This is a genomic window from Streptomyces sp. NPDC033174 (assembly GCF_055577795.1).
Genome location: NZ_JBVIPQ010000001.1, coordinates 510,626 through 536,784, shown reverse-complemented (window position 1 = coordinate 536,784; position 26,159 = coordinate 510,626). Strand labels below are relative to the sequence as shown.

17 protein-coding genes and 1 pseudogene are annotated in these 26,159 nt (G+C 71.5%); 10 read left to right on the top strand and 8 right to left on the bottom strand.

Annotation, left to right across the window (positions count from 1 at the left end; all coding sequences use genetic code 11):
• Window positions 1-31 precede the first annotated feature (31 nt).
• Window positions 32-538 carry a GNAT family N-acetyltransferase gene (locus tag ACZ5VC_RS02495; protein WP_469118266.1) on the top strand — a complete coding sequence of 169 codons (507 nt, stop codon included), beginning with the start codon at window positions 32-34 and terminating at the stop codon, window positions 536-538.
• Window positions 539-545: 7 nt separating this feature from the next.
• Here the strand turns inward: ACZ5VC_RS02495 and ACZ5VC_RS02490 are convergent, their stop codons facing one another.
• The 3 genes from ACZ5VC_RS02490 to ACZ5VC_RS02480 form a co-directional block, all read right to left on the bottom strand.
• Complete coding sequence (locus tag ACZ5VC_RS02490) at window positions 546-977, bottom strand: VOC family protein (protein ID WP_469118265.1); 432 nt, start codon at window positions 975-977, stop codon at window positions 546-548.
• A gap of 34 nt (window positions 978-1,011) precedes the next feature.
• Complete coding sequence (locus ACZ5VC_RS02485; RefSeq protein ID WP_469118264.1) at window positions 1,012-1,512, bottom strand: pyridoxamine 5'-phosphate oxidase family protein; 501 nt, start codon at window positions 1,510-1,512, stop codon at window positions 1,012-1,014.
• 76 nt (window positions 1,513-1,588) lie between these two features.
• Entirely contained in the window at window positions 1,589-3,751 is a 2,163-nt protein-coding gene (locus ACZ5VC_RS02480; RefSeq protein ID WP_469118263.1) for a PIG-L family deacetylase, read from the bottom strand.
• Between the two features lie 326 nt (window positions 3,752-4,077).
• Here ACZ5VC_RS02480 and ACZ5VC_RS02475 point away from each other — a divergent pair, with 326 nt between their 5' ends.
• Window positions 4,078-7,065: a bifunctional [glutamine synthetase] adenylyltransferase/[glutamine synthetase]-adenylyl-L-tyrosine phosphorylase gene (locus tag ACZ5VC_RS02475; RefSeq protein ID WP_469118262.1), complete on the top strand. Its 2,988-nt coding sequence runs from the start codon at window positions 4,078-4,080 to the stop codon at window positions 7,063-7,065.
• Between the two features lie 126 nt (window positions 7,066-7,191).
• Window positions 7,192-7,401: pseudogene (locus ACZ5VC_RS02470) on the top strand (amino acid transporter); the annotation flags it as partial.
• Between the two features lie 52 nt (window positions 7,402-7,453).
• Here ACZ5VC_RS02470 and ACZ5VC_RS02465 read toward each other — a convergent pair.
• Genes ACZ5VC_RS02465 through ACZ5VC_RS02455 form a run of 3 tightly spaced genes read right to left on the bottom strand, consistent with a single transcriptional unit; the run spans window position 7,454 to window position 11,179 of the window.
• The gene (locus ACZ5VC_RS02465) at window positions 7,454-8,389 is read right to left on the bottom strand and encodes a phosphatase PAP2 family protein (protein ID WP_469118261.1); all 936 of its coding nucleotides are present in this window, start codon (window positions 8,387-8,389) and stop codon (window positions 7,454-7,456) included.
• 35 nt (window positions 8,390-8,424) lie between these two features.
• Window positions 8,425-9,495 (bottom strand): LacI family DNA-binding transcriptional regulator, encoded by a 1,071-nt coding sequence (locus tag ACZ5VC_RS02460; protein ID WP_469118260.1) that lies wholly within the window; start codon window positions 9,493-9,495, stop codon window positions 8,425-8,427.
• 25 nt (window positions 9,496-9,520) lie between these two features.
• Entirely contained in the window at window positions 9,521-11,179 is a 1,659-nt protein-coding gene (locus ACZ5VC_RS02455) for a glycoside hydrolase family 13 protein (protein WP_469118259.1), read from the bottom strand.
• Window positions 11,180-11,524: 345 nt separating this feature from the next.
• On the opposite strand from ACZ5VC_RS02455, the gene ACZ5VC_RS02450 reads away from it, so the two are divergent.
• From ACZ5VC_RS02450 to pulA, 7 genes are all read left to right on the top strand, one after another.
• Complete coding sequence (locus ACZ5VC_RS02450) at window positions 11,525-12,802, top strand: extracellular solute-binding protein (RefSeq protein ID WP_469118258.1); 1,278 nt, start codon at window positions 11,525-11,527, stop codon at window positions 12,800-12,802.
• 24 nt (window positions 12,803-12,826) lie between these two features.
• Window positions 12,827-13,837, top strand: a complete 1,011-nt coding sequence (locus ACZ5VC_RS02445) for a carbohydrate ABC transporter permease (RefSeq protein WP_469118257.1) — start codon at window positions 12,827-12,829, stop codon at window positions 13,835-13,837.
• 5 nt (window positions 13,838-13,842) lie between these two features.
• On the top strand, window positions 13,843-14,706 hold the full coding sequence (locus tag ACZ5VC_RS02440) for a sugar ABC transporter permease (protein ID WP_469118256.1): 864 nt from the start codon (window positions 13,843-13,845) through the stop codon (window positions 14,704-14,706).
• 100 nt (window positions 14,707-14,806) lie between these two features.
• Window positions 14,807-16,423, top strand: a complete 1,617-nt coding sequence (locus ACZ5VC_RS02435) for a glycoside hydrolase family 13 protein (protein ID WP_469118255.1) — start codon at window positions 14,807-14,809, stop codon at window positions 16,421-16,423.
• Window positions 16,411-17,487, top strand: coding sequence for a LacI family DNA-binding transcriptional regulator (locus ACZ5VC_RS02430; protein WP_469118254.1), 1,077 nt, complete (start codon window positions 16,411-16,413; stop codon window positions 17,485-17,487). Before ACZ5VC_RS02435 ends, ACZ5VC_RS02430 begins: the two co-directional genes overlap by 13 nt.
• 153 nt (window positions 17,488-17,640) lie before the next feature.
• Entirely contained in the window at window positions 17,641-19,350 is a 1,710-nt protein-coding gene (locus ACZ5VC_RS02425) for a carbohydrate-binding module family 20 domain-containing protein (RefSeq protein WP_469118253.1), read from the top strand.
• 95 nt (window positions 19,351-19,445) lie between these two features.
• Window positions 19,446-24,794: a pullulanase-type alpha-1,6-glucosidase gene (pulA, locus tag ACZ5VC_RS02420; RefSeq protein ID WP_469118252.1), complete on the top strand. Its 5,349-nt coding sequence runs from the start codon at window positions 19,446-19,448 to the stop codon at window positions 24,792-24,794.
• An 84-nt stretch (window positions 24,795-24,878) separates the two neighbouring features.
• Here pulA and ACZ5VC_RS02415 read toward each other — a convergent pair whose 3' ends face one another.
• On the bottom strand, window positions 24,879-25,388 hold the full coding sequence (locus ACZ5VC_RS02415; RefSeq protein ID WP_469118251.1) for a GNAT family N-acetyltransferase: 510 nt from the start codon (window positions 25,386-25,388) through the stop codon (window positions 24,879-24,881).
• Between the two features lie 29 nt (window positions 25,389-25,417).
• Entirely contained in the window at window positions 25,418-26,134 is a 717-nt protein-coding gene (locus ACZ5VC_RS02410) for a TetR/AcrR family transcriptional regulator (RefSeq protein ID WP_469118250.1), read from the bottom strand.
• Between the last annotated feature and the right edge of the window lie 25 nt (window positions 26,135-26,159).

Below are 26,159 nucleotides of genomic sequence, written 5' to 3'. Positions count from 1 at the left end.
GGCGGTCGGCGTGCGTGATACCTCAGCTGTCATGGACGATCTTGTGACGGCACGTCTCACGCTGCACCCGCTCACCCCCGCCGAGGCGGTCCGTGTCGTGCGGCAGGAGCCCGGGGACGGGGATCTGTGGGCGGTCGGGTATCCCGCGGAGGGGGATGTGGCCGGGGCGCGGGGGTTCCTGCGGGTCTGTGAGGAGCTGGGGGATCCGCGGCCGTTCGGGGCGTACGAGATACGGCGGCGCCGCGACGGACGGGCCATGGGCGGGATCGGTTTCCACGGCGCCCCGGACGCGCGGCGGCACGTCACCATCGGATACGGGATGATCCCGCAGGTCCGTGGGCAGGGGTATGCCTCCGAGGCCCTGCGGGCGCTGCTCGCCTTCGCGCGGGAGCGTGGGATCGCCTGTGTGAGGGGCGACGCCGATCTGGACAACGTCGCCTCGCAGCGCGTGATGACCGCCGCCGGCATGCGCTTCGTCGCGGAGGACGAGCGGGTGAAGTACTACCGGGCCGAGTGGGCCGAGAGCCCGCTGCTCTGACGCCGGCTCAGCGGGCGGAGAGCTCCGTGGGGGCCTCCTGGACCACCCAGCCGTTGCCGTCCGGGTCCTCGAAGGTCATGAAGGAGTTCCAGGTGTCGCCCTTGCCGTCCTCCCAGCCGGTCGCCCCGACGTGCCGGACCGGGCTGACGTCGACGCCCCGGTCCACCAGCTGCGCGCGGGCCGCCTCGATGTCCGTGACGCACAGCTGAAGGCCCTGGAGGGTGCCCGGAGCCATCTTCCTGGTGCCGGGCGCTGTCGGCATGTTCTCGAGCATCGCGATCGAACAGCGCGAGCCCGGGGGAGTGAGCTGGATGATGCGCATACCGGGAGCGACCTCGTCGTCGAGGTCGACCTTGAAACCGATCCTGTCGGCGTAGAACTCCTTCGACCGGTCCAGATCGGTGACGGGGACCGGGATGACTTCGAGCGTCCAGTTCATGGGTCTCTCCTCGTGCAGTCGGGGCGATCGCCGCTCAGAAGGTCCAGCGGGTCTGGCCGAACGACTCGCCCTTGGCGAAGCCGAAGGCCGTGCGGGGCGCGACCGCGAACACCAGGGCCGTGCCGCCGCCGCCCTGGAACGCGCCGTCGCGTACGTCGAAGGTCCAGTCCGGACCGTACTTGGCGATGTAGTCCCCGGCCAGCTCCGCCAGCCGCTTCTCGTCCGTCACCCGCACGGCCTCGCCCTCGACCACCACGTCGAAGCCCTCGCCGAGGGTGTTGGCGCCCGTGGTGAGGACGACCTCCCGATTGTGCGCGAGGTTCCTCGCCTTGCGCTCGTCGGGCCCGGTGCAGAAGTGCAGCGCGCCCCCGGACCAGACGGCGATCAGCGGGGTGACGTGCGGGCGGCCGTCCGGGCGGACGGTCGTCAGCCAGAACACCTCCGCCTCGGCGAGCCGCCCGGCCGCGTCCGACCAGCGTGCGGGCGCCGCCCCGGGGTCGCTGTAACGGGAATCCAACGCGGTCTGCGGGTCCATGGCGCGGTCCTCTCGGCGTCGGGGCACGGAGCCGTTTCCGTACCGCCGCTATGAGGACCGTGCCACGGCCCGGAACTCATCGGCGCGACGAGATCCAGTGCAGCCGGCCGTCCAGCCCGATCGCCGCGACGCCCTCGGGCACCCCGCCGGGCGCGCCCGAGAAGAGGAACGTCCCCTGCTCCCACCGCGACCCGGCGGCCCCGCCCGGCCGCGTCGTCGCCAGCACACCGGTGCGCGAGCGCACCGCCACCAGCCCCTTGCCGCCGCTCACCGGGCCCCAGCCGGCCAGCGGGTTCGCCAGGTCGGTGACCGGCGAGGGGAGAGCGCTGCCGGAGAACCGGACACTGCGGACGTCGCCCGACACGGGCCTGCGGAACCACAGCCGCACACCCGGACCCGCCGACCGGCCAGGACCTGCCGAGCGACCCGGCCCGGCCGTTTCACCCGGACGTGCCGCTTCGGCCGGGTCGCCCGCCCCGGCCCGGCCGCCCGTCTCGTCCGGGCCGGCGCTCAGCGCCAGTGTCGTCGGCGGCAGCCCCGTCGCGACCGGACCCGTCAGCGGGCCGCCCGGCCTCTGCCGCACCCACGCCAGGACCGTCTTCGGCGTACTGGCGAAGACATAGGCACGCCCGGACCCGTCGGTGGAGGCCACCGGGTCGCCGTGCACGTTCTGCCCGCCGGCCGTGCGCCACGGCGACCAGCGGCCGTCCGCCCGCTGGGCCCTGGTGGTGAGCCGGTAGTGGGCGTCCCGCAGATGGACGGTCATCAGACCCGCCGGGTCCACGGTCACCGCCGGGGCGCTGATGTCGGACGTACCGCTGCTGTCGTCGCGCTCCGGCGTGCCCAGCGAGACCCACGGCCCGAACGCCCCGTCCACGGCGCGCTGCACGGCCGTCACCACGTCACGGCGGTACTCCCGGGCCGTGGAGCCGAGGGTCGTACGGGTGCCGAACACGGCGATCCGGCCGTCCGGCAGCCGCACCGACGTGATCCCCGGGTCCAGGCCCCCGCCCGCGCCCAGCTCCGGACCGTGCCACGCGCTCTCCTGGAGACCGCCGGGGTCGCCCGCCGCCTTCCGCCACACCGCCAGGCGCCCGTCGAGCACCGAGAACGCCCACAGGGTGCCGTCGCCGCCGCGCCGCACCCAGGAGGTGGAGGTGCCGCGCGAGTAGCGCACGGACTGCGCCCAGCCGTGCCCGGCGGGTCGCGCCGCGACCTTGCGGTCGCCGCAGCCGGCCGCGTCCTCGCAGTAGTCGGTGTGGTCCATCCAGGCATAGGTCCTGAGTGACCGCAGCTTCTCCTCGGTCGACCGCGCGTCGAGGGTGTGGGGCAGGCCGCCGGTGAAGTAGCCGAGGTAGTTCTGGACGCCGAAGGCCGGGCGGCCCGTGCCCCCGGCGTACCGGGCGAGCGCGGCCTGCGCGAACCGCGCGCCGTACATGTGGTCCTGGTGGTCGGCGTACCGTCCCGTCGTCGCGCTGCGCCCCGGCGTCGGGTCCTGCATCCGCACGAAGGTCGGCCGGAAGCGCTTCAGCAGGCCGGCGACCGTGTCGACCACCTGCTGCCTGGTGTACGAGAAGTCCTCGCGGACCGGCGTCCCGGCGGCGCGCTGGGAGGGGAGCGCCTCGATCCGGCCGTCCCACAGGCCGTGGAGGCTCACCGGCCGGTCGCCGCTGATACTGCCCGCCTCGTGCAACTGCACCCACACCAGGCTGATGTGCGGCTTCGCCCGCAGGGTGTCCAGTTCGGCCGTGCCGCCGCCCTCGGTCGGGACGGCCGTCCGGTCCCAGGGGCTCGTGCGGTTGCCGGTGGCCATCTCGGCGTAGGCGGCGCGGATGCCGTTCTGCCGGGCCTCCGAGTAGGCCGCCTTGTCGGCGCGGGGTTGGTGGGTGTCGTCCGTGCGGGCGTTGACGCCGTCGGACTCGCCCGCCGTCAGATAGACCGACGTGAGCGTGGAGCCGGACCGTATGGAGTGGCTCGTGTCCGGGTTCATGAAGAACAGGTCGTCGTCCGGGTGGGCCACGATCTGCATCACCGCCGCGCCCGCCGTGCGGACCGGCTTCACCGCGGCTTCCACCGGAACGCCCCGGCTCGGTACGTCCGAGGCGTCCGAGGAGGACGAGGTGAACCAGAGGGTCCCGGCCGTGGCGCCCAGCAGTCCGGTGAGGGCCGCCGTGGCGACGAGGGCGAAGCGGCGGGGGCGTGTCCGGGCGCGCGGGGAGCGACGGGAGGTCGGGGGCATGGGCGTGGTGCTTTCGTGTACGGCCGGGCTGGGACCGGTTCGGGGCAGCGCTGATCCGGGCAGCGCGGACCGGGGCAGCGCTGATCCGGGCAGGGGTGGATCGGGGTGGAGCGAGGGGGAAGACGGCGTTTCCATGAATACGGTTCATCGAGGACGAACCACGAAGAACATGGCGTATGTCACCCCTCGACCCACCTCGTCGCACGCCCTCGCCCGTGAGGCGCCGGGCCGCGCGCCGCCCCCGGGCCGCCCTGCGACTAGGCTCGGTCCTGGACCTTGATCGGAGACCCCGGGCAGCGGGACCCGGCGCGGAGGGAGACGACGGGATGACGGTGCCGGGGCGCAGGAGCAGTACCTTCACCCGCCTGCTGCGGCACGGCTTCACCGACCCGTCCGCTGCCGAACGCCTCCTGGACGCCCCCGAGCTGGCCACCGTGCGCGACGACTCCGTCCTCCTCGACGCGCTCGGCGCCACCGCCGATCCCGACCTCGCCCTGCGCGGCCTGGTCCGGCTGGCCGAGGCGCAGCCCGCCGACGAGCGGCAGAGCCTGCTCTCCACGCTCCTCGCCGCCAAACCGCTGCGCGACCGGCTCCTCGGCGTCCTCGGCGCGTCGGAGGCGCTCGGCGACCATCTGGCCCGCCACCCCCGCGACTGGCGGGCGCTGGTCACCTACGAGGCGTCCGATCTGCACCCCGGCGTCGCCGAGTTCGAGCAGGGCCTCGCCGAGGCGACCGACGCCGTCTCCCTGCGCGTCGCCTACCGCCGCTGCCTGCTGGCCATAGCGGCTCGGGACGTCTGCGGCACCACCGATGTCGCCCAGGCCGCCGCCGAGCTCGCCGACCTGGCCACGGCCACCCTGCGCGCGGCCCTCGCCATCGCCCGCGCCGCCGCCCCCGGTGACGCGGCGCAGTGCCGGCTCGCCGTCATCGCGATGGGCAAGTGCGGCGGTCACGAGCTCAACTACGTCTCCGACGTCGACGTGATCTTCGTCGGCGAGCCGGCCGACGGGGCGGACGAGGGCAGGGCGCTGCAGGCCGCGACCCGGCTCGCCTCGCATCTGATGCGGATCTGCTCCGAGACCACCGTCGAGGGGACCATCTGGCCCGTCGACGCCAATCTTCGCCCCGAGGGCAGGAACGGCCCCCTGGTGCGGACCCTGTCCAGCCACCTCGCGTACTACCAGCGGTGGGCCAAGACCTGGGAGTTCCAGGCGCTCCTGAAGGCCCGGGCGGTGGCCGGGGACGAGGAGCTCGGCGCCGCCTACATCGACGCCGTCTCCCCGCTCGTCTGGCAGGCCGCCGAGCGGGAGAACTTCGTCCCCGACGTCCAGAAGATGCGCCGCAGGGTCGTCGACAACATCCCCGCCGCGCAGATCGAGCGGGAGCTGAAGCTCGGCCCGGGCGGACTGCGGGACGTCGAATTCGCCGTTCAGCTGCTGCAGTTGGTGCACGGCCGCAGCGACGCGACGCTGCACAGCGGTACCACCCTGGACGCGCTCGGGGCGCTGGCCGCCGGTGGCTATGTGGGCCGCGCCGACGCGGCCCAGCTCGACGACGCGTACCGCTTCCTGCGCGCCATGGAACACCGCATCCAGCTCCACCGGCTGCGCCGCACCCACCTGGTCCCGGAGGGGGAGGCCGATCTGCGCCGGCTGGGCCGCTCGATGGGGCTGCGCACCGACCCGGTCGCCGAGATCACCAAGGAGTGGAAGCGGCACGCCGGCGTGGTCCGCAGGCTCCACGAGAAGATCTTCTACCGGCCGCTGCTCGACGCCGTCGCGCAGCTCGCCCCCGGCGAGACACGGCTCAGCCCCAAGGCGGCGGGACAGCGCCTGGAGGCCCTCGGGTACGCCGACCCGGCCGCCGCCCTGCGGCATCTCGAGGCCCTGTCCTCCGGGGTCACCCGCAAGGCGGCGATCCAGCGGACCCTGCTGCCGGTGCTCCTCGGCTGGTTCGCGGACTCGGCCGACCCGGACGCCGGACTCCTCGGATTCCGCAAGGTCTCCGATGCGCTCGGCAAGACCCCCTGGTACCTGCGGCTGCTGCGCGACGAGGGCGCCGCGGCCGAGAACCTGGCGCGGGTCCTCTCTGCCGGGCGGCTCGCCCCCGACCTGCTGCTGCGCGCCCCGGAGGCCGTCGCGATCCTCGGCGACCCCGAGGGGCTGAAGCCGCGCGGCCGGGACCATCTGGAGCAGGAGGTGCTGGCCGCCGTCGGACGCGCCGACAACGCCGAGCAGGCGGTGGCGGCGGCGCGCGGGGTGCGACGGCGTGAGCTGTTCCGTACGACGGCGGCGGACATCATCGGCTCGTACGGTACCGAGGACAGCCCCGCCGAGGGCGACCCCGGGGCGCTCGTCGACCGGGTCGGCAACGCCGTCACCGACCTGAACGCCGCGACGATCGCCGGCGCGCTGCGGGCCGCCGTGCGCGGCGAGTGGGGCGACGAGCTGCCCACCCGCTTCGCGGTCATCGGCATGGGCCGCTTCGGTGGCCACGAGCTGGGCTACGGCTCCGACGCCGACGTCCTGTTCGTCCACGAGCCGCGAGAGGGTGTCGACGAGCAGGAGGCCGCGCGGGCCGCCAACGCCGTGGTGGCCGAGATGCGCAGGCTGCTCCAACTGCCCACGGCCGATCCGCCGCTGCTCATCGACGCCGACCTGCGCCCGGAGGGCAAAAGCGGTCCGATGGCCCGTACGCTCAAGTCGTACGAGGCCTACTACCGCCGCTGGTCCCTGGTCTGGGAGAGCCAGGCCCTGCTGCGCGCCGAGCCGATGGCCGGCGACACCGAACTCGCGGGCCGCTTCATCGATCTGATCGATCCGCTGCGCTACCCGGCCGAGGGGCTCGGCGACGACGCCGTGCGCGAGATCCGCCGTCTCAAGGCCCGGATGGAGACCGAGCGCATGCCGCGCGGCGCCGACCCGACCCTTCACGCCAAGCTGGGGCGCGGCGGGCTGTCCGATGTGGAATGGACGGTTCAGCTCCTCCAGATGCAGCACGGCTGGGCGGAGCCCGGCCTGCGCACGACCAGGACCCGGGAGGCGCTGGCGGCCGCCCACGCGGCGGAGTTGATCTCCACGGAGGACGCGCAGATCCTGGACGACGCGTGGGTGCTGGCGACGCGCGTGCGCAACGGCGTGATGCTGGTCCGCGGCCGCCCGGGGGACACCTTCCCCTCCGACGGCCGCGAACTGGCCGCGGTGGGACGGTACTTGGGGTACGGCCCCGGACACGTCGGGGAAATGGTCGACGACTACCGCCGGATCACCCGCAGGGCCCGCGCGGTGGTGGAGGAGATGTTCTACGGGGCGTAGGGAGCGGCCCGGTGAAGCGGCCCGGCCCTGCAGTCCCCGGCAGTGCTCCAGGAACGACTCCAGGGCCGGCTCGAACGCCGCGTCCGTGCGGGTGGAACCCACCGCCGCCAGGGCCTCGGCCACATCGCGGGCATCGCCCGGACCGCGCCCGGCGCGGTGATCGTCCTCGGCTTCGCCGCCGCGGGCGCCGACCCGTACACACAGCTGCTGCTTTGGGTGAACACGCCCGGGATGATCGGTCTGATGGCACTGACGCTGCTCGCCGCGATCGCCGTGGTGCGCTACTTCCGGCGCGTGCCGCAGCGGGAAGGCGCCCGGCGCACGGTCGAGGCGCCGGCCGGCGAGACGGAACAGGCGCCGGTACGGCTGACCCCCGCCGGGGGCCGCGTCACCTTCCGGAGCTGACCTTCCGCTCCTCGGGGCCCGCCTCCGCCCGCGCCACCGCGGGCGGACCCGCCGGCGCTCCGGCCGCCGGTCGGTGCCCCACCAGCCGGGGCAGCCGCTGCGGGAGCGAGCCGTACCAGAGGCGGGAGACGAGCAGCCCGAAGGACAGGCACATCAGTCCGCCCACCGCGTCCAGCCAGAAATGGTTGGCCGTGGCCACGATCACGACCAGCGTCAGGGTGGGGTACAGCAGCCCCAGGATCTTCGCCCAGGGAGCCGACGCCAGCGCGAAGATCGTCAGCCCGCACCAGGTCGACCAGCCGATGTGCATCGACGGCATCGCCGCGTACTGGTTCGACATGTGCTTGAAGTTGCCCGAGGCCATCGAGCCCCAGGTGTGGTGGACCAGCACCGTGTCGATGAACTGCCCGCCGTTCATCAACCGGGGCGGCGCGAGCGGATACAGATAGTAGCCGAGCAGTGCCACACCGGTGGTGGCGAAGAGGATGGTGCGCGTCGCCGCGTAACGGCCGGGATGCCACCGGTAGAGCCACACGAGGACACCGATCGTCACGACGAAGTGCAGCGTGGCGTAGTAGTAGTTCATCCCCACGATGAGCCATGTCACCGAGTTCGCCGCATGGTTGATCGTCTGCTCGACGGCCGTCCCCAGGGCGTGCTCCACCTGCCAGATCCAGTCGGCGTTGCGCAGGGCGGCGGCCTTCTGCTCGGGTACGGCGTTGCGAACGAGTGAGTACGTCCAGTAACTGACCGCGATCAGCAGGATTTCGAACCAGATCCGCGGCCGGCGGGGCGAGCGGATCCGGTGGAGCCACGAGGAGCGGTCGCCGTCCGGCCGGTTGCCGTGCCCTTCGACCTCGTCGATGGGTGACAGCGGGGCCGTACGGCCTTCCAGAGTTCTCACGGTCGATTCACCCATGGGAGAAGGTTGCCAGTGACGGGTACCCCTACCGATCATCCGTCGGTCGGGTCTTCGGCGCGACCGCTCCGTCTTTCGGATGACCGCTGCCCCTGAGGTCCTGAGGCGGTTGAACCGCGGACCACAAGCTCGGGGAGGAACACGAACTCACTGTGCGGAGCGGGTGTGCCGCCGATCTCCTCCAGCAGCGTCCGCACCGCCGCCTGCCCCATCGCCTGCACCGGCTGCCGGATCGTGGTCAGCGGCGGGTCGGTGAAGGCTATGAGCGGGGAGTCGTCGAAACCGACGACCGAGACGTCCCGGGGGACGTCGAAACCCTGCTCGCGGGCCGCGCGGATGGCACCGAGGGCCATCATGTCGCTGGCGCACACCACCGCCGTGCAGCCCCGGGAGATCAGCGCCGAGGCGGCGGCCTGGCCGCCCTCCAGCGTGTACAGGGAGTGCTCGATCAGCGCCGCCGACTCCTCGGTGGTCAGACCGAGCCGCTCGGCCATGCCGAGCTGGAAACCCTCGATCTTGCGCAGAACGGGGACGAAACGCTTGGGGCCGACCGCCAGGCCGATCCGGGTGTGACCGAGTGCCACGAGATGGGTCACGGCCAGCCGCATCGCCGCCCGGTCGTCGGGCGAGACGAAAGGAGCCTGGACCTTCGGCGAGAAGCCGTTCAGGAGGACGAAGGGGACGCCCTGGCCGCGCAGCTGGTCGTAGCGCTGGGTGTCGGCGGTGGTGTCCGCGTGCAGCCCGGAGACGAAGATGATCCCGGAGACGCCCCGGTCCACCAGCATCTCGGTCAGCTCGTCCTCGGTGGATCCGCCGGGGGTCTGGGTGGCGAGCACCGGGGTGTAGCCCTGGCGGGTCAGGGCCTGGCCGATCACCTGGGCGAGCGCCGGGAAGATGGGGTTGTCCAGCTCGGGCGTTATCAGGCCGACCAGTCCGGCGCTGCGCTGGCGCAGCCGTACGGGGCGCTCGTAACCGAGGACGTCGAGCGCGGCAAGGACGGACTCGCGGGTGGCCGTGGCCACACCGGGCTTGCCGTTGAGCACGCGGCTGACTGTGGCTTCACTGACCCCCGCCTGGGCTGCGATGTCGGAGAGCCGCGCGGTCATGGGATGGGACTGTACCGCTCGCACGTCAGATTGCCCACCACGTGCAGGAATCGGCGGGAATAAGGACAGTGCTCCCCTCCGGGCCGTCCTCCGGCCGCTCCTGGGGCTGCCAGGGCACGCTGGAGAGCAGCCTCCTTCCGGGGCGGGGGAGCTGGATGTCACGGCCCAGGGTGTTGAGGGTGCAGACGAGGCCCGGACGGGACAGCGCCAGCACCCCTTCGGGGCCCGGCAGCCACCGCATCGGGCCGCTGTCCGGTCCGGGCAGACCGCGGCGCAGCGCGAGCGCCGAGCGGTACAGCTCCAGGGTGGAGAGCGGGTCGCCGGTCTGCGCCGCGACGGACAGGTCGCGCCAGGACTCGGGCTGCGGGAGCCAGCTCCCGCCGGGCCCGAAGCCGTACGGCGCCTCGCTGCCGGACCAGGGGATCGGGACGCGGCAGCCGTCGCGCATCCCGTCCTGGCCGGAGCCGCGGTGGAACGCCGGGTCCTGACGCACCTCGTCGGGCAGCTCGGTGACCTCGGGCAGGCCGAGCTCCTCGCCCTGGTAGATGTAGGCGGAGCCGGGCAGCGCCAGCATCAGCAGCGCGGCGGCCCGCGCCCGGCGCAGACCGGTGACGCCGTCTCCGTAGCGGGTGGTGTGACGTACCACGTCATGGTTGGAGAGCACCCAGGTCGTGGGCGCGCCCACGGAGGCGGTGGCGGCGAGGGAGGCGTCGATGACGGCCCGCATCGCGCCCGCGTCCCAGGGGCAGTTCAGGAACTGGAAGTTGAAGGCCTGGTGCAGCTCGTCGGGGCGTACGTAGAGGGCGAGCCGCTCGGGGGTCGGAGCCCAGGCCTCGGCCACCGCGATCCGCTCGCCCGGGTAGGAGTCGAGCAGCCGGCGCCAGCTGCGGTGGATCTCGTGGACCCCGTCCTGGTCGAAGAAGGGGAGCACCTGGGTGCCGATCAGACGGGCCTGCTCGGTGTGGCCGATGTCGGGCAGACCGGGGGCCTTGACCATGCCGTGGGCGACATCGACACGGAAGCCGTCCACACCGAGGTCCAGCCAGAACCGCAGCACCGACTCGAACTCGTCGCGCACCTCGGGGCAGTCCCAGTCGAGGTCGGGCTGCTCGGGTGCGAAGAGGTGGAGGTACCACTCGCCGTCCGCGACGCGTGTCCAGGCGGGGCCTCCGAAGACCGACTCCCAGTCGTTGGGGGGCAGTTCACCGGCCTCTCCCTTGCCGGGGCGGAAGAGGAAACGGGACCGCATCGGTGACCCGGGACCGTCGGCGAGCGCCCGGCGGAACCAGGCGTGCCGGTCGGACGTGTGGTTCGGGACGATGTCGACGATGACCCGCAGGCCCAGGGCGTGGGCGGCGCGCACCAGGTCGTCGGCGTCGGAGAGGTCCCCGAAGAGCGGATCGACGGCCCGGTAGTCGGCCACGTCGTAGCCGCCGTCCGCCTGCGGGGAGGCGTAGAAGGGTGTCAGCCAGACGGCGTCGACCCCTAGGTCGCGCAGGTGCGGGAGCCGCTCGCGGATGCCCCGCAGATCGCCGACGCCGTCCCCGTCGCTGTCGGCGAAGGACCGGACGTAGACCTGGTAGATGACGGCGTCGCGCCACCAGTCCTGTTCCTTCTCCCTGCCGGCAGGGCTCGCGAGGCGCTGGTCCGGCATCGGGGCCGAGGAGGTGAGGTCATGAGTCATGTGCGGTGTCCTCGCTTGTCAGAGCGGCTGACCTTGTAACGACATGAGGGGTGGCCTTGAAACGGTCCTGCAAGTGCTTACGAAAAGGCTTGCAGAGCTTCCGGGGGCATGGCAACCCCGCCCCGCCCTGTTCAGGCCCGTTCGGACGCCTCTGTCAAGCTCTCTCATGGCAACCGTAAGGACACGCGGATGTAACGAATCGCTGCCCTTGCAGAAAATTGCCGCAAGGTCTTTCGGCTCATTTGCATCCCTGTTACGTTCCTGGCAACCCGGAGCCGAGACAGGCCCCGGAGGTCCCCCGAGGCGAGGAAGCTTTCGGGGGAGGGACCTGTTGAAGGAGTTCACATGCGGCGTGGCATAGCGGCCACCGCGCTGGTCGCGGCCCTCGGCCTGACGATGGCGGCGTGCGGTGGGGACGGCGACACCCGGAGCGACAGCGCCAAGAAGGGCGGCAAGCTCTCCGGCACCGTCACTTACTGGGACACCTCGAACGAGGCGGAGAAGGGCACCTACCAGGCGCTCGCCGAGGGCTTCGAGAAGCTGCACCCGGGTGTCGACGTCAAGTACGTCAACGTCCCCTTCGGTGACGCGAACTCCAAGTTCAAGAACGCCGCGGGCGGCAACTCCGGAGCGCCCGACGTGATGCGCACCGAGGTCGCCTGGGTCGCCGACTTCGCCAACCTCGGATACCTCGCCCCGCTGGACGGCACCCCGGCGATCGACAAGGCGGAGGACTACCTCCCCCAGGCCGCCGCCTCGACGAAGTTCAAGGGCAAGACCTACGCGGTCCCGCAGGTCATCGACACCATGGCGCTCTTCTACAACAAGAAGATGCTCAAGGACGCCGGTGTCGCCACGCCGCCGGCCACCATCGCCGAGCTGAAGGCCGCCTCCGCCAAGATCAAGGAGAAGACCGGCAAGACCGGTTTCTACATGCGCGGCGACGACGCCTACTGGTTCCTCCCCTTCCTCTACGGCGAGGGCGGCGACATGGTCAACGCCAAGGACAAGCAGATCACCGTCGACGACGCGGCCGGTGTGAAGGCGTTCGCCGCCATCAAGGACCTCGTCGACTCGAAGGCGGCCATCACCGACGCCGCCGACGGCTGGAACAACATGCAGAACGCCTTCAAGAACGGCGACGTCGCGATGATGCTCAATGGCCCCTGGGCCATCGAGGACTCCCGCGCCGGCAAGCAGTTCACCGACAAGTCGAACCTCGGCATCGCCGCGGTCCCGGCCGGCAGCGTCAAGCAGGGATCCCCGCAGGGCGGCTGGAACCTGTCCGTCTACGCGGGCTCCAAGAACCTCGACGCCTCCTACGAGTTCGCCAAGTACATGAGCTCCGCGACGGTGCAGCAGCAGACGACCGAGAAGCTCAGCCTGCTGCCGACCCGTACCTCCGTCTACGCCGTCCCCTCGGTCTCCGGCAACGAGATGGTGAAGTTCTTCAAGCCGGCCGTCGACAAGGCCGTCGAGCGCCCGTGGATCCCCGAGGGCAACTCGCTCTTCGAGCCCCTCAAGGTCGAGATGGCCAAGGTGCTCACCGGCAAGGCGACCCCGGAGCAGGCCGCGAAGAGCAGCGGCGAGGCCTACGGCAAGCTGCTCAAGGACTACAAGTAAGTCACGGGAAGGGCTGACCGACCAATGGCTGTCGAGACCAGCCAGTCGGTGACGCAGGCCGCGGGCGCCCCAGGCGCCCGCGGCCGCGGCCACCGCACTGACAAGAACCCGGGCAGGCTGCGCAGGGCGCTGTCCACCCACTGGTACGCCTGGAGCATGGTCGTTCCGGTGGTGACCGTGATCGGCGTGATCATCGGCTATCCGCTGGTGCGCGGCATCTATCTGTCGCTGACCGACGCCAACGAGGCCAACGTCGAGCGGACCATCGGCGTCAATCACATCCCGGCGACCTACGAGTACATCGGTCTCGACAACTACAAGGCGATCCTCGGCGACAGCGTCTTCTGGGACCGGCTCGGCTGGACCGTCGTGTGGACCGTCAGCTGTGTCGCCGTCTCCTTCACCCTCGGCCTCGTCCTGGCGAACATGCTCAACCGGCAGATCAAGGGCCGCGGCTTCTACCGCATGGCGCTGATCCTGCCCTGGGCAGTGCCCGCCTTCGTCTCCGTCTTCACCTGGCGGCTGCTGTTCAACGAGCGCGGCGGCCTCTTCAACAAGCTCCTCACCGGTGGCGGCTTCGACGGCATCTCCTGGCTGAACGACCCCACCTGGGCCAAGATCTCCGTCATCGCGGTCAACGTCTGGCTCGGTGTCCCCTTCATGCTCGTCGCCCTGCTCGGCGGGCTCCAGTCCATCCCCGGCGAGCTGTACGAGGCCGCCGAGATGGACGGCGCGACCGCCTGGCAGCGCTTCCGCCACATCACCCTGCCCGGGCTGCGCTCGGTGAGCAGCACGGTGATCCTGCTCAGCTCCATCTGGACCTTCAACATGTTCCCGGTGATCTTCCTGCTCACCCGGGGCGGGCCCGGTGACGCCACGGAGATCCTGGTGACCTACGCGTACCGGCTCTCCTTCGTCGTCAGCCCCCGCGACTACGCCGGATCCGCCGCCTGGGGCGTGCTGATCCTGCTGCTCCTGTCGCTCTTCGCCGTGGTCTACCGCCGCGCGCTCCGCAAGCAGGGAGAGGTGTGGTGACCTCCATGACCACGCAGACGCACACCCCGAAGAAGGTCCGGGCGCGCGGCGAACGCTCCCCGCTGGCCTCCGCCGGACTCCATCTGACGCTCCTGGTCGCCTCCGTCATCGCGGTGTTCCCGCCGCTGTGGCTGGTGGTCACCTCCTTCAAGCCGAAGTCCGAGGCCTTCGACACCTCGCTGGTCAAGGACTTCACCCTCGGCAACTACAGCCATGTCATCAACGACACCGCGTTCCTGTCCTGGCTCGGCAACTCGCTGATCGTCGTCGGCCTGACCACGGTGATCGGCGTGTTCATCTCCGCCACCACCGGCTACGCCGTCAGCCGCTTCCGGTTCCCCGGAATGCGCCCGCTGATGTGGATGCTGCTGATCACCCAGATGTTCCCGGTCGCCGTGCTGATCGTGCCGCTGTACAACCTGCTCGCGGGCCTCGGCCTGCTCAACCAGCCGATCGGCCTGGTCATCACCTACCTCACCATCGCCGTGCCGTTCTGCGCCTGGATGATGAAGGGGTACTTCGACGGCATCCCCGTCGAGATCGACGAGGCGGGCCGGGTCGACGGGCTCAACCCCTTCGGCACCTTCTGGCGGCTGATCCTGCCGCTCGCGAAGCCGGGACTCGCGGTCACCGCGTTCTACAGCTTCATCACCGGCTGGGCCGAGGTCGCCTACGCCTCCGCCTTCATGACCGGCGAGGAGAACCTCACGCTCGCCGGCGGCCTGCAGAGCTTCGTCAACCAGTACACCAGCGACTGGGGTTCGCTGACCGCCGCCGCCGTGATCATCGCGGTGCCCGCGGCGATCGTCTTCGGACTCGCCCAGCGCCATCTCGTCTCCGGACTGACGGCCGGCGCGACCAAGTCCTGACCCCCGCCGCGCCCTTCGCCCGTACGCGATCCACGTCTGCGGTGCCGGTCCGGCCGTCCCCGGGCCGGCACCGCTCCCACTTCCGACCACCAGGGAAGACATGACCCAGCACCTCGCTGCCCCCACCGACCCGACCACCGGGACCCAGCCCGGCTGGTGGCGTGACGCGGTGATCTACCAGGTCTATCCGCGCAGCTTCGCCGACGGAAACGGCGACGGCATGGGCGACCTCGAAGGGGTGCGCAGCCGGCTGCCCCACCTCAAGGACCTCGGCGTCGACGCCGTCTGGCTGAGCCCCTTCTACGCCTCTCCGCAGGCGGACGCGGGTTACGACGTCGCCGACTACCGCGCCATCGACCCGATGTTCGGCACCCTGCACGACGCCGACGCCGTCATCCGCGAAGCACACCGGCTCGGTCTGCGCATCATCGTCGACCTCGTCCCCAACCACTGCTCCGACCAGCACGAATGGTTCAAGCGGGCGCTGGCCGAGGGTCCCGGCTCGCCGCTGCGCGAGCGCTTCCACTTCCGCCCCGGCCGCGGCGCCGACGGCTCCGAGCCGCCCAACGACTGGGAGTCCATCTTCGGCGGCCCCGCCTGGACGCGGGTCGCGGACGGCGAGTGGTACCTCCACCTCTTCGCGCCCGAGCAGCCGGACTTCAACTGGGACCACCCGGCCGTACGGGACGAGTTCCGCTCGATCCTGCGCTTCTGGCTCGACATGGGTACCGATGGCTTCAGGATCGACGTCGCCCACGGGCTCGTGAAGGCCCCGGGCCTGCCCGACCTCGGCCACAGCGAACAGCTCAAGCTCCTCGGCAACCAGGTGCTGCCCTTCTTCGACCAGGACGGCGTCCACGAGATCTACCGCTCCTGGCGCCAGGTCCTCGACGAGTATGCGGGCGACCGCATCGGCGTCGCCGAGGCCTGGACCCCCAGCGCCGAACGCACCGCGCTGTACCTGCGCCCCGACGAGCTGCACCAGGCCTTCAACTTCCACTACCTGGGCACCGGCTGGGACGCCTCGGCGCTGCGGGCGGCCATCGACGAGTCACTGGACGCGATGCGGCCGGTCGGCGCTCCCACCACCTGGGTGCTCTCCAACCACGACGTCGTCCGGCACACCACCCGGTTCGCCGACGAGAGCGCCGAGCAGGGCCTTCGCCGGGCGCGGGCCGCCGCGCTGCTGATGCTGGCGCTGCCCGGCTCCGCCTACATCTACCAGGGCGAGGAGCTCGGCCTGCCCGAGGTCACCGACCTGCCCGACGAGGTGCGCCAGGACCCCTCCTTCTTCAAGGAGAACGGCCAGGAGGGACTGCGCGACGGCTGCCGCGTCCCCATCCCGTGGACGGCGGAGGGCAGTTCGTACGGCTTCGGCAGCGGAGGCAGCTGGCTGCCGCAGCCCGACAGTTGGGCCGCGCTCAGCGTCGAGGCGCAGACCGGTGACCCGAACTCGACGCTGGAGCTGTACCGCAGCGCGCTGGCGCTGCGCCGGGAGCTCCCGGCGCTCGGCGCGGGCGAGTCGGTCGACTGGCTGGACGCGCCCGAGGGTGTGCTCGCCTTCCGCCGGGACGACTTCGTGTGCACGGTGAACACCACCGGCGCGGCGATACGGATACCGTCACCCGGGCGGCTGCTCCTCGCCAGCGCCGAGCCCGGCCTCGCGGACGGCTCCGCCGAACTGCCCGCCGACAGCGCCCTGTGGTGGGCGGTGTGACGATTCCCCGGCCGCGGGGCGCCGAGACGGGCGCCCCGCGGCTCGCGGACATCGCGGCCCAAGCGAATGTCAGCGAGGCCACCGTCAGCCGTGTACTGAACGGAAAGGCGGGCGTCGCCGGCCCCACCCGGCACCGCGTCCTCGCCGCGCTGGACGTGCTCGGCTACGAACGTCCCGTACGGCTGCGCCGGCGCAGCGCGGGCCTGATCGGCCTGGTGATCCCGGAGCTGACCAACCCGATCTTCCCGGCTTTCGCACAGGTCATCGAACAGACCCTGGCCGGCCACGGATACACCCCGGTGCTCTGCACCCAGATGCCGGGTGGCGCCACCGAGGACGAACTGGTCGAGCAGCTGGAGGAGCGGGGCGTCACCGGCATCGTGTTCCTCTCCGGGCTGCACGCCGACACCGCGGCCGATCCCACGCGCTATGCCGAACTGACGGCCCGCAAGGTGCCGTTCGTCCTCATCAACGGCTTCAATGAACGCGTCAGCGCGCCCTTCGTGTCGCCCGACGACCGCGCGGCGGCACGCATGGCCGTGCGTCATCTCGTGGAGCTGGGCCATGAACGCATCGGCCTTGCCGTCGGGCCGACGCGCTACGTGCCCTCGAGACGCAAGGCCGAAGGCTTCGTCGCGGCGATGCGCGACCTGCTCCGCGTCGACCGCGATGAGGCCGAACTGCTCGTCCAGCGGACCCTCTTCACCGTCGAGGGCGGCCATGCCGCGGCCGGGTCCCTGCTCGACCAGGGCTGCACCGGCATCGTCTGCGGCAGCGACATGATGGCGCTCGGCGCGGTGCGCGCCGTGCGCGGGCGCGGCCTCGACGTGCCCGGGGACATCTCGGTCGTGGGCTTCGACGACTCGCAGTTGATCGCCTTCACCGACCCGCCGCTCACCACCGTGCGCCAGCCCGTGCAGGCCATGGCGACGGCCGCCGTCGGCGCGCTCCTCGAGGAGATCGACGGAAACCCCGTGCAGCGCACGGAGTTCGTCTTCCAGCCGGAACTCGTGGTCCGCGGATCGACCGCGCAGGTACGCCGAGGACGCCGCCAGAAGGGTTGACCGGCGCCCGGGCGGCTCGTACGGTCACGTCTGAAATAAATTTCTGCTGTCTTGCAGAAAGATTTCTCAACCGTTTCACGTGAACGCGCGGCCCCGTGGCCCGGGCGAGCCGCCCCGCACGAGGCCGTATCCCCCTCACGCAGGAGGCTCCCCATGGCCCGCAGAAGTGCCAGAGCCCGCATACCCGTCGCCGCCGTCCTCGCCCTCGCGGCTGGGGCGGCGGCCGGAGTGCTGATCCCCGCCCCGGCGGCCCAGGCCGATCCCCCCGGGGACAAGGACGTCACCGCCGTCCTCTTCGAGTGGAAGTTCAGCTCCGTCGCCCGGGCGTGCACCGACTCGCTCGGTCCCGCCGGCTACGGCTACGTCCAGGTCTCGCCGCCGCAGGAGCACATCCAGGGCAGTCAGTGGTGGACGTCGTACCAGCCCGTCAGCTACAAGATCGCCGGACGGCTCGGCGACCGCACCGCCTTCCGCGACATGGTGAACACCTGCCACGCGGCCGGCGTCAAGGTCGTCGCCGACACCGTCATCAACCACATGGCGGCCGGGCCCGGTGTGGGCACGGGCGGCTCCTCGTACGAGAAGTACGACTACCCCGGCACCTACTCCGGCGCCGACATGGACGACTGCCGCAGCCAGATCGGCAGCAACTACGGCGACCGCGCCAACGTCCAGAACTGCGAACTCGTCGGCCTCGCCGACCTCGACACCGGCGAGGAGTACGTGCGCGGACGTATCGCCGGCTACCTCGACGACCTGCTGTCGCTGGGCGTCGACGGCTTCCGGATCGACGCGGCCAAGCACATCCCCGCGGGCGACCTCGCGAACATCAAGTCCCGGCTCACCAACCCCGGCGTGTACTGGAAGCAGGAGGCGATCCACGGCGCGGGCGAGGCCGTCTCGCCCGGTGAGTACACCGGCAACGGCGACGTGCAGGAGTTCCGGTACGCCCGCGACCTCAAGCGGGTCTTCCAGAACGAGAACCTCGCCTACCTGAAGAACTACGGCGAGGCGTGGGGATATCTGCCGTCGGGCAAGGCCGCCGTCTTCGTCGACAACCACGACACCGAGCGCGGCGGCGACACCCTCACCTACAAGGACGGCGCGAACTACACCCTCGCGCAGGTCTTCATGCTGGCCTGGCCGTACGGCGCGCCGGACGTCCACTCCGGCTACGAGTGGACCGACAAGGACGCCGGGCCGCCGGCCGGCGGAACGGTCGGCGCCTGCTACGCGGACGGCTGGAAGTGCCAGCACGCGTGGCGGGAGATCGCCTCGATGGTCGCCCTGCGTAATGTGTCGACCGGGCAGTCGGTCACCGACTGGTGGGACGACGGCGGCGACCGGATCGCCTTCGGCAGGGGCACCAAGGCCTACGTCGCCCTGAACCACGAGACGTCCCCGCTGACCCGCACCTTCCAGACCTCGCTGCCGTCCGGCACCTACTGCGACGTCCAGTCGAACACCCCCGTCACGGTCGGTGCCTCCGGCCAGTTCACCGCCACCCTCGCCCCGGACACGGCGCTCGCGCTGCACGCGGGGGCGCGGAGCTGCGGCAGCGCGACGACCGCGTCGGGCGCGTCCTTCGCCGTGAACGCCACGACGACGCCCGGCCAGAACATCTACGTCACCGGTGACCGGCCGGAACTCGGCAACTGGTCCCCTGCGGCCGCCCTGAAGCTGGACCCGGCGAGCTACCCCGTCTGGAAACTCGACGCGTCCCTCCCGGCCGGGACGGCCTTCGCGTACAAGTACCTCCGCAAGGACGCCTCCGGGAACGTGGTCTGGGAAACCGGTGCCAACCGTACGGCCACTGTGCCGGCGACCGGCAAGGTCACCCTCAACGACACCTGGCGCGGCTGACGCCGGGTGTCCCTCCGACCGCCGCTCCGCGCGCCCATCCCCGCTGCGCGCGGAGCGGCGACTCCTCCTTCTCGTCCCTGATCAGGAGCACCCCTGTGACACAGCCCCCGCGCGGCAGGCGCAGAACCACAGCGGCGGCGCTGGCCGCCGCCCTGTGCGCGGCGCTCGCGCCCGCTCTCCCGGCCGCCGCCGCACCCCGCCCGCCCGCTCCGCCCTCCGACCGCGCCCTCGCCTCGCAGCCCGCGCGGCACGACGTGACCCGGGAGCAGTTCTACTTCGTCCTGCCCGACCGGTTCGCGAACGGCGACCGTGCCAACGACCACGGCGGGCTGACCGGTTCCCGGCTCGAGACCGGGTTCGACCCGGCCGACAAGGGGTTCTACCAGGGCGGCGACCTCAAGGGGCTCACCCAGCGCCTCGACTACATCAAGGGGCTCGGCACCACCTCCATCTGGATGGCGCCGATCTTCAAGAACCGGCCCGTCCAGGGCACCGGCAATGGGGGCACCTCCCAGGCCGAAGGCTCTGGGGGAGCGTCCGCCGGCTACCACGGCTACTGGATCACGGACTTCACCCAGGTCGACCCGCACTTCGGCACCAACGCCGACCTGGAGCGGCTGATCGACAAGGCCCACGCCAAGGGCATGAAGGTCTACTTCGACGTCATCACCAACCACACCGCCGACACCGTCGACTACGCCGAGAAGACGTACGGCTACCGGCCCAAGGGGTCCCACCCCTACCTGGACCGGAACGGCCGCCCCTTCGACGACCGCACCACCCCGGGCACGGTCGACAAGGACTCCTTCCCCTACACGCCGACCACCGGGACACACCCTGGCGGCAAGGTCCCGGCCTGGCTCAACGACCCGACGATGTACCACAACCGCGGCGACTCCACCTGGGTGGGCGAGAGCGCCGAGTACGGAGACTTCTCCGGCCTCGACGACCTGTGGACCGAGCGTCCCGAAGTCGTCGACGGCATGAAGAGGATCTACGAGAAGTGGGTCCGCGACTTCGACGTCGACGGCTTCCGGATCGACACCGTGAAACACGTCGACCTGGACTTCTGGACCCAGTGGGCGACCGCCCTGGACGCCTACGCCGCCAAGCGCGGCCGCGAGGACTTCTTCATGTTCGGCGAGGTCTACTCCGCCGACGCCTCCGTCACCGCCCCCTACGTCACCCGCGGCCGTCTCGACGCCACCCTCGACTTCCCCTTCCAGGACGCGGCCCGCGCCTACGCCTCGCAGGGCGCCGGAGCGGACCGGCTCGCCAAGGTATTCGCCGAGGACTACCGGTACACCACCGACAAGGCCAACGCCTATGAGCAGGTCACCTTCCTCGGCAACCACGACATGGGCCGCATCGGGACCTTCCTCCGGCAGGACCACCCCGGCGCAGGCGACGCCGAACTGCTGAAGCGCTCCCGGCTCGCCAACGAGCTGATGTTCCTCAGCCGCGGCAACCCGGTCGTCTACTACGGCGACGAGCAGGGCTTCACGGGCGCCGGCGGTGACAAGGACGCCCGCCAGACCCTCTTCGCCTCGAAGACCCCCGACTACCTCGACGACGACCAGCTCGGTACCGACCGCACCCACGCCGACGACGCGTACGACCCCGCCCACCCCACCTACCGGGCGATCGCCGCGCTGTCGAAGCTCACGCGACAGCACCCGGCGCTGCGCGACGGAGTCCAGCGCGAGCGGTACGCCAAGGACTCCGTGTACGCCTTCTCCCGTACGGACGCCCGGGCGGGCGCCGGAGCCACCGAATACGTCGTCGCCCTCAACAACGCCACCACCGAGAAGACCGTGACGCTGCCGGTGGACTCCGCCGACTTCCGTGCCCTGTACGGGGGTTCGGGAGCCGTCCACTCCACCGACGGGAAGATCACCGTCACCGTCCCGGCCCTGGCGTCGCTCGTTCTGCGCGCCGACGAGCCCGTGGCACGGCCGGCCACCGGCCCTTCACTCACGCTCAAGGCCCCCGCCGCCGGCGCCACCGGCACCGTCGAGATCTCCGCGGACGTGGACGGCGGCCGGCTCAACCGGGTCGTCTTCGCCGCCCAGGCCGGATCCGGCGCCTGGAAGGTCCTCGGCTCCGCGGACCACGCGCCGTACAAGGTGACCCAGCACATCACCGCCCCGGAGGGCACCGCCCTGCGCTACAAGGCCGTCGCCGTCGACACCCTGGGCCGTACCGCGAGCGCGCTCGCGTCCACCACGGCCGGCCGGACCCCTCCGCCCGCCAAGCCGGTTGCCGTCGAGCGCGACCACGCCGTCGTCCACTACCGGCGGGCCGACGGCGACTACGCCGGCTGGAAGCTGAGGGCCGAGGGCCGGGAGGCGGCCTTCACCGGCCGGGACGCCTACGGCGCGTTCGCCTGGGTCAAGCTGCCCGAGGACGCCACGACCGTCCCGTACACCGTCGAGAAGGACGGGACCGCCGACGGCCCGCAGCGCACGATCACCCTCGCCCGCACCGGCGAGGTCTGGATCGAGCAGGGCAAGGACGGCCAGGCCGACACCGCCCCCGACGGCGCGAAGCCGCCCCAGGACCCGGCCAGGGCCGTCCTGCACTACAACCGCTCCGACGGCGACTACGACGGCTGGGGCCTGCACACCTGGACCGGCGCCGCGCAGCCCACCGACTGGTCCAAGCCGCTGATGCCCGTGCGGGAGGACGCGTACGGGGTCACCTTCGAGGTACCGCTGGCCGACGGCGCGACCTCGCTCAACTACATCCTCCACAAGGGTGACCAGAAGGATCTGCCGAGCGATCAGGCCCTCACCTTCGGCACCCACGGCCGCGAGGTCTGGCTGCTCGCCGGACAGCCGGCGTATCTGCTCCCGCAGACCGGGGGCACGCCCTCGCTCGACCTGGCCAAGGCCGAGGCCCAGTTCATCGACCGCACGACCGTCGTCTGGAAGGTGAAGGCGACCGACGCCACGAGCCAGCAGCTCGTGTACGCCCCCGACGGATCCCTCCGGGTCGTGGACGGGGCGCTCAGCGACGAGGGCCAGTGGCTGCGGCTGAACCCGGGCGCCCTGACCGACGCCCAGAAGGCGAAGTACCCGCACCTGAAGGACTACCCGGCCTTCACCGTCGACCCGCGCGACCGCGACCGGGTCACGGACGCCCTGCGCGGACAGCTCATCGCCACCCAGCGGGCGGCCAACGGCGCACTGCTGGCCGCCACGGGGGTCCAGATCCCCGGCGTGCTCGACGATCTCTACGACGCTACGGACGCGAAGCTCGGCCCGGTCTTCACCCGGGGCCGCCCGACCCTGTCCGTGTGGGCCCCCACCGCCCGTAAGGTCTCCCTCGACCTCGACGGGAAGACCGTGCCGATGCGCCGCGACGACACCACCGGCGTCTGGTCTGTCACCGGACCGCCGAGCTGGCGCGGCAAGCCGTACCGCTACGACGTCACGGTGTACGCGCCCAGTACGCAGAAGATGGTCACCAACCAGGTCACCGACCCGTACGCCACCGCGCTGACCACCGACTCGGCCCGCAGCCTCGTCGTGGACCTCGCCGACCCGAAGCTCGCCCCCAGCGGCTGGTCGGCCCTGAGGAAGCCCGCGGCCGTGGAGCTCAGGGACGCCCAGATCCAGGAGCTGCACATCCGCGACTTCTCCGTCGCGGACCGCACCAGTGCCCATCCCGGCGGTTATCTCGCCTTCACCGACCGGGACTCGGCCGGGATGCAGCACCTGAAGGCCCTCGCCGACAGCGGCACGTCGTACGTCCACCTGCTGCCCGCCTTCGACATCGGCACCATCCCCGAGAAGGCGTCCGACCAGGCCACCCCGGCCTGCGATCTGAAGGTGTACGCCCCCGACTCCGACGAGCAGCAGACGTGCGTGGCGCAGGCCGCCGCCAAGGACGCCTACAACTGGGGCTACGACCCACTGCACTACACCGTGCCCGAGGGCTCGTACGCCTCCGACCCCGAGGGCACCCGTCGCACGGTCGAGTTCCGGCGGATGGTCCAGTCCCTCAACGGCACCGGACTGCGCGTCGTCATGGACGTCGTCTACAACCACACCGTCGCGAGCGGCCAGGCGGAGAAGTCGGTCCTGGACCGGATCGTCCCCGGCTACTACCAGCGCCTCCTCGCGGACGGCACCGTCGCCACCTCCACCTGCTGCGCCAACACCGCGCCCGAGAACGCCATGATGGGCAAGCTCGTCGTCGACTCGGTCGTCACCTGGGCGAAGGAGTACAAGGTCGACGGCTTCCGCTTCGACCTGATGGGACACCACCCGAAGGCCAACATCCTCGCCGTCCGCAAGGCCCTCGACGCGCTCACGGTCGAGCACGGCGGGGTCGACGGCAAGAAGATCGTCCTCTACGGCGAGGGCTGGAACTTCGGCGAGATCGCCGACGACGCGCGTTTCGTCCAGGCCACCCAGAAGAACATGGCCGGGACGGGCGTGGCGACCTTCTCCGACCGGGCCCGTGACGCCGTGCGCGGCGGCGGCCCCTTCGACGAGGACCCCGGGGTCCAGGGCTTCGCCTCCGGCCTGTACACCGCTCCCAACTCCTCCAAGGCCAACGGAACCCCCGCGGAGCAGAAGGCCCGGCTGCTGCACTACCAGGACCTGATCAAGGTCGGCCTCACCGGCAACCTCGCGTCCTACACCTTCACCGACACGAACGGCCGTACCGTCAAGGGCTCCGAGGTCGACTACAACGGCGCCCCGGCCGGCTACGCCGCCGCCCCCGGCGACGCGCTCGCCTACGCCGACGCCCACGACAACGAGTCCCTGTACGACGCGCTCGCCTTCAAGCTGCCGACGGGCACCTCGCCCGACGACCGGGCGAGGGCTCAGGTCCTGGCCATGGCGACGGCCACCCTGTCCCAGGGGCCCGCGCTCTCCCAGGCGGGCTCGGACCTGCTGCGCTCCAAGTCGCTCGACCGCAACTCCTTCGACAGCGGCGACTGGTTCAACGCCATCCACTGGGACTGCCGCGACGGCAACGGCTTCGGGCGGGGGCTGCCGCCCGCCGCCGACAACCGGTCCAAGTGGCCGTACGGAAAGCCGCTGCTCACCACCGGATCGCTGAGCGTCGGCTGCCCGCAGATCGAGGGCGCGTCCGCCGCCCACCGGGACCTGCAGAAGATCCGCTCCACCGAGAAGGCGTTCGGCCTCGCCACGGCGGCCGACGTCCAGTCGCGGCTCTCGTTCCCGCTCTCCGGGGCGGACGAGACTCCGGGCGTGATCACCATGCGCCTCGGTGAGCTCGTGGTCGTCTTCAACGCCACCCCGGAGACGAGCACGCAGCGCGTCCCGGCGCTCGCGGGCACCGGCCACACCCTGCACCCGATCCAGGCGCGGGGCGCGGACCCGGTGGTCAAGAGGGCTTCGTACGACACCGGTTCGGGCACGTTCACCGTCCCGGCGCGTACGGTCGCCGTGTTCACCCGCGACTGACCCACCCACGAGGGCGGGGCCCCACGGTCCCGCCCTCGACGGTCACGGTCCGGCGATGGCCAGGTCAGGTCGGGTCGGGCCAGGTCAGAGGGCCTTCTCCAGCAGTGTCACCCCGTACAGCGTGCCGTCCGCGGCGACCTTCCCCGGCTCCTCGCCGACGACCCGGTAGCCCGCGTCCTCGTAGTACGCGCGCAGCCTGTGGCTGTGGGCCACACAGTCCAGCCGCGCGAGCGTCCGCCCCGCCGCCGCCATCCGCTCCTCGGCGTGCGCCAGCAGCGTCCGTCCCGTACCGGCGGGAGCTCTCTCCCGGTCGGTCATCAGCCGGTGCACATAACCGGCGACCGGCGGCTGCGGCCCCCACGCCGGCTCGTCGTCCCACCACAGTTCGTACGCGCCGACGGCCTGCCCGTCCACCTCCGCGAGCCACACCTCCCCCTCGGCGATCCACCGTCGGAAGTGCTCGACGCCCTTGTCACCGGGCTTCCACTGGTCGATACCGAGGCGCCGCATCCAGCGGGCCGCCCCGTCGAAGAGGCCGACCAGCGTGGGGAGATCACCGTCGCCGGCCGTGCGGAAGATGAGAGGCACGGGCATGGCGATCACCGTAACCGACGGCGCCGGCCTCACTGGCGCGGGCGCTGGGCCGGAACCCCCGGGGCCAGTCCGATGAGCCGGCCGACCAGGTCGCCGAAGGGCCCGTCGGCGGGTTCGTGCGCCAGGATGCCGGTCAGGACCGACGCCATCTCCTCGTCGTACGCGGCGCTCACCGCGGCCAGCGCCCCGAAGTCGTGCACCAGCTGCAGCTCCAGCTCCGCGCGCGGAATGCGGCGCCCGTCCAGCCAGATCAGCGCCGTCGACTCGGCCAGCGACACCCAGGACCGCACGACCAGTTCGAGGCGGGCCGGCGGGTCGGTGATCCCGATGTGCGCGAGGATCTGCTCGTACGCGGCCTGCCGCACCTCGTCGATCATCGCGTTCGTCGTCGAGGACCCGACGGCCGGGCCGCCGCGCATCAGCGCCGAGAAACCCGGACCGTGGTCCTCCACGAAGTCGAAGAACCGGCCCATCACCCGCAGCAGCCGTACACCAAGCGGCCCTTGGTGCGGCTCGACGAACCGGCCCGCCAGATCGTCCGCCGCCCGCCGAAGCGCGGCCTCGTACAGGCTCTGCTTGCCCGGGAAGTAGTGGTAGACGAGCGGCCGTGAGATCCCCGCGGCGGCGGCGATCTCGTCGATCGACACCTCGTCGGGGGAGCGGTGGCTGAACAGCTCGAGCGCCACCCCGATCAGCTGCTGCTTGCGCTCCTCGACGCCCATTCTGCGGCGTACCCCGGTCGTCATGCGAACAGACTAACGGGCGTCCGTT

Excerpts from the sequence above, each read along its gene's own strand:
- ACZ5VC_RS02465 (WP_469118261.1), bottom strand. The coding sequence starts at position 8,389 with ATGGGTGAATCGACCGTGAGAACTCTGGAAGGCCGTACGGCCCCGCTG.
- ACZ5VC_RS02495 (WP_469118266.1), top strand. The coding sequence starts at position 32 with ATGGACGATCTTGTGACGGCACGTCTCACGCTGCACCCGCTCACCCCC.
- ACZ5VC_RS02455 (WP_469118259.1), bottom strand. The coding sequence starts at position 11,179 with ATGACTCATGACCTCACCTCCTCGGCCCCGATGCCGGACCAGCGCCTC.
- ACZ5VC_RS02445 (WP_469118257.1), top strand. The coding sequence starts at position 12,827 with ATGGCTGTCGAGACCAGCCAGTCGGTGACGCAGGCCGCGGGCGCCCCA.
- ACZ5VC_RS02450 (WP_469118258.1), top strand. The coding sequence starts at position 11,525 with ATGCGGCGTGGCATAGCGGCCACCGCGCTGGTCGCGGCCCTCGGCCTG.
- ACZ5VC_RS02415 (WP_469118251.1), bottom strand. The coding sequence starts at position 25,388 with ATGCCCGTGCCTCTCATCTTCCGCACGGCCGGCGACGGTGATCTCCCC.
- ACZ5VC_RS02425 (WP_469118253.1), top strand. The coding sequence starts at position 17,641 with ATGGCCCGCAGAAGTGCCAGAGCCCGCATACCCGTCGCCGCCGTCCTC.
- ACZ5VC_RS02410 (WP_469118250.1), bottom strand. The coding sequence starts at position 26,134 with ATGACGACCGGGGTACGCCGCAGAATGGGCGTCGAGGAGCGCAAGCAG.
- ACZ5VC_RS02440 (WP_469118256.1), top strand. The coding sequence starts at position 13,843 with ATGACCACGCAGACGCACACCCCGAAGAAGGTCCGGGCGCGCGGCGAA.
- ACZ5VC_RS02435 (WP_469118255.1), top strand. The coding sequence starts at position 14,807 with ATGACCCAGCACCTCGCTGCCCCCACCGACCCGACCACCGGGACCCAG.
- ACZ5VC_RS02475 (WP_469118262.1), top strand. The coding sequence starts at position 4,078 with ATGACGGTGCCGGGGCGCAGGAGCAGTACCTTCACCCGCCTGCTGCGG.
- ACZ5VC_RS02460 (WP_469118260.1), bottom strand. The coding sequence starts at position 9,495 with ATGACCGCGCGGCTCTCCGACATCGCAGCCCAGGCGGGGGTCAGTGAA.
- ACZ5VC_RS02490 (WP_469118265.1), bottom strand. The coding sequence starts at position 977 with ATGAACTGGACGCTCGAAGTCATCCCGGTCCCCGTCACCGATCTGGAC.
- ACZ5VC_RS02480 (WP_469118263.1), bottom strand. The coding sequence starts at position 3,751 with ATGCCCCCGACCTCCCGTCGCTCCCCGCGCGCCCGGACACGCCCCCGC.
- ACZ5VC_RS02485 (WP_469118264.1), bottom strand. The coding sequence starts at position 1,512 with ATGGACCCGCAGACCGCGTTGGATTCCCGTTACAGCGACCCCGGGGCG.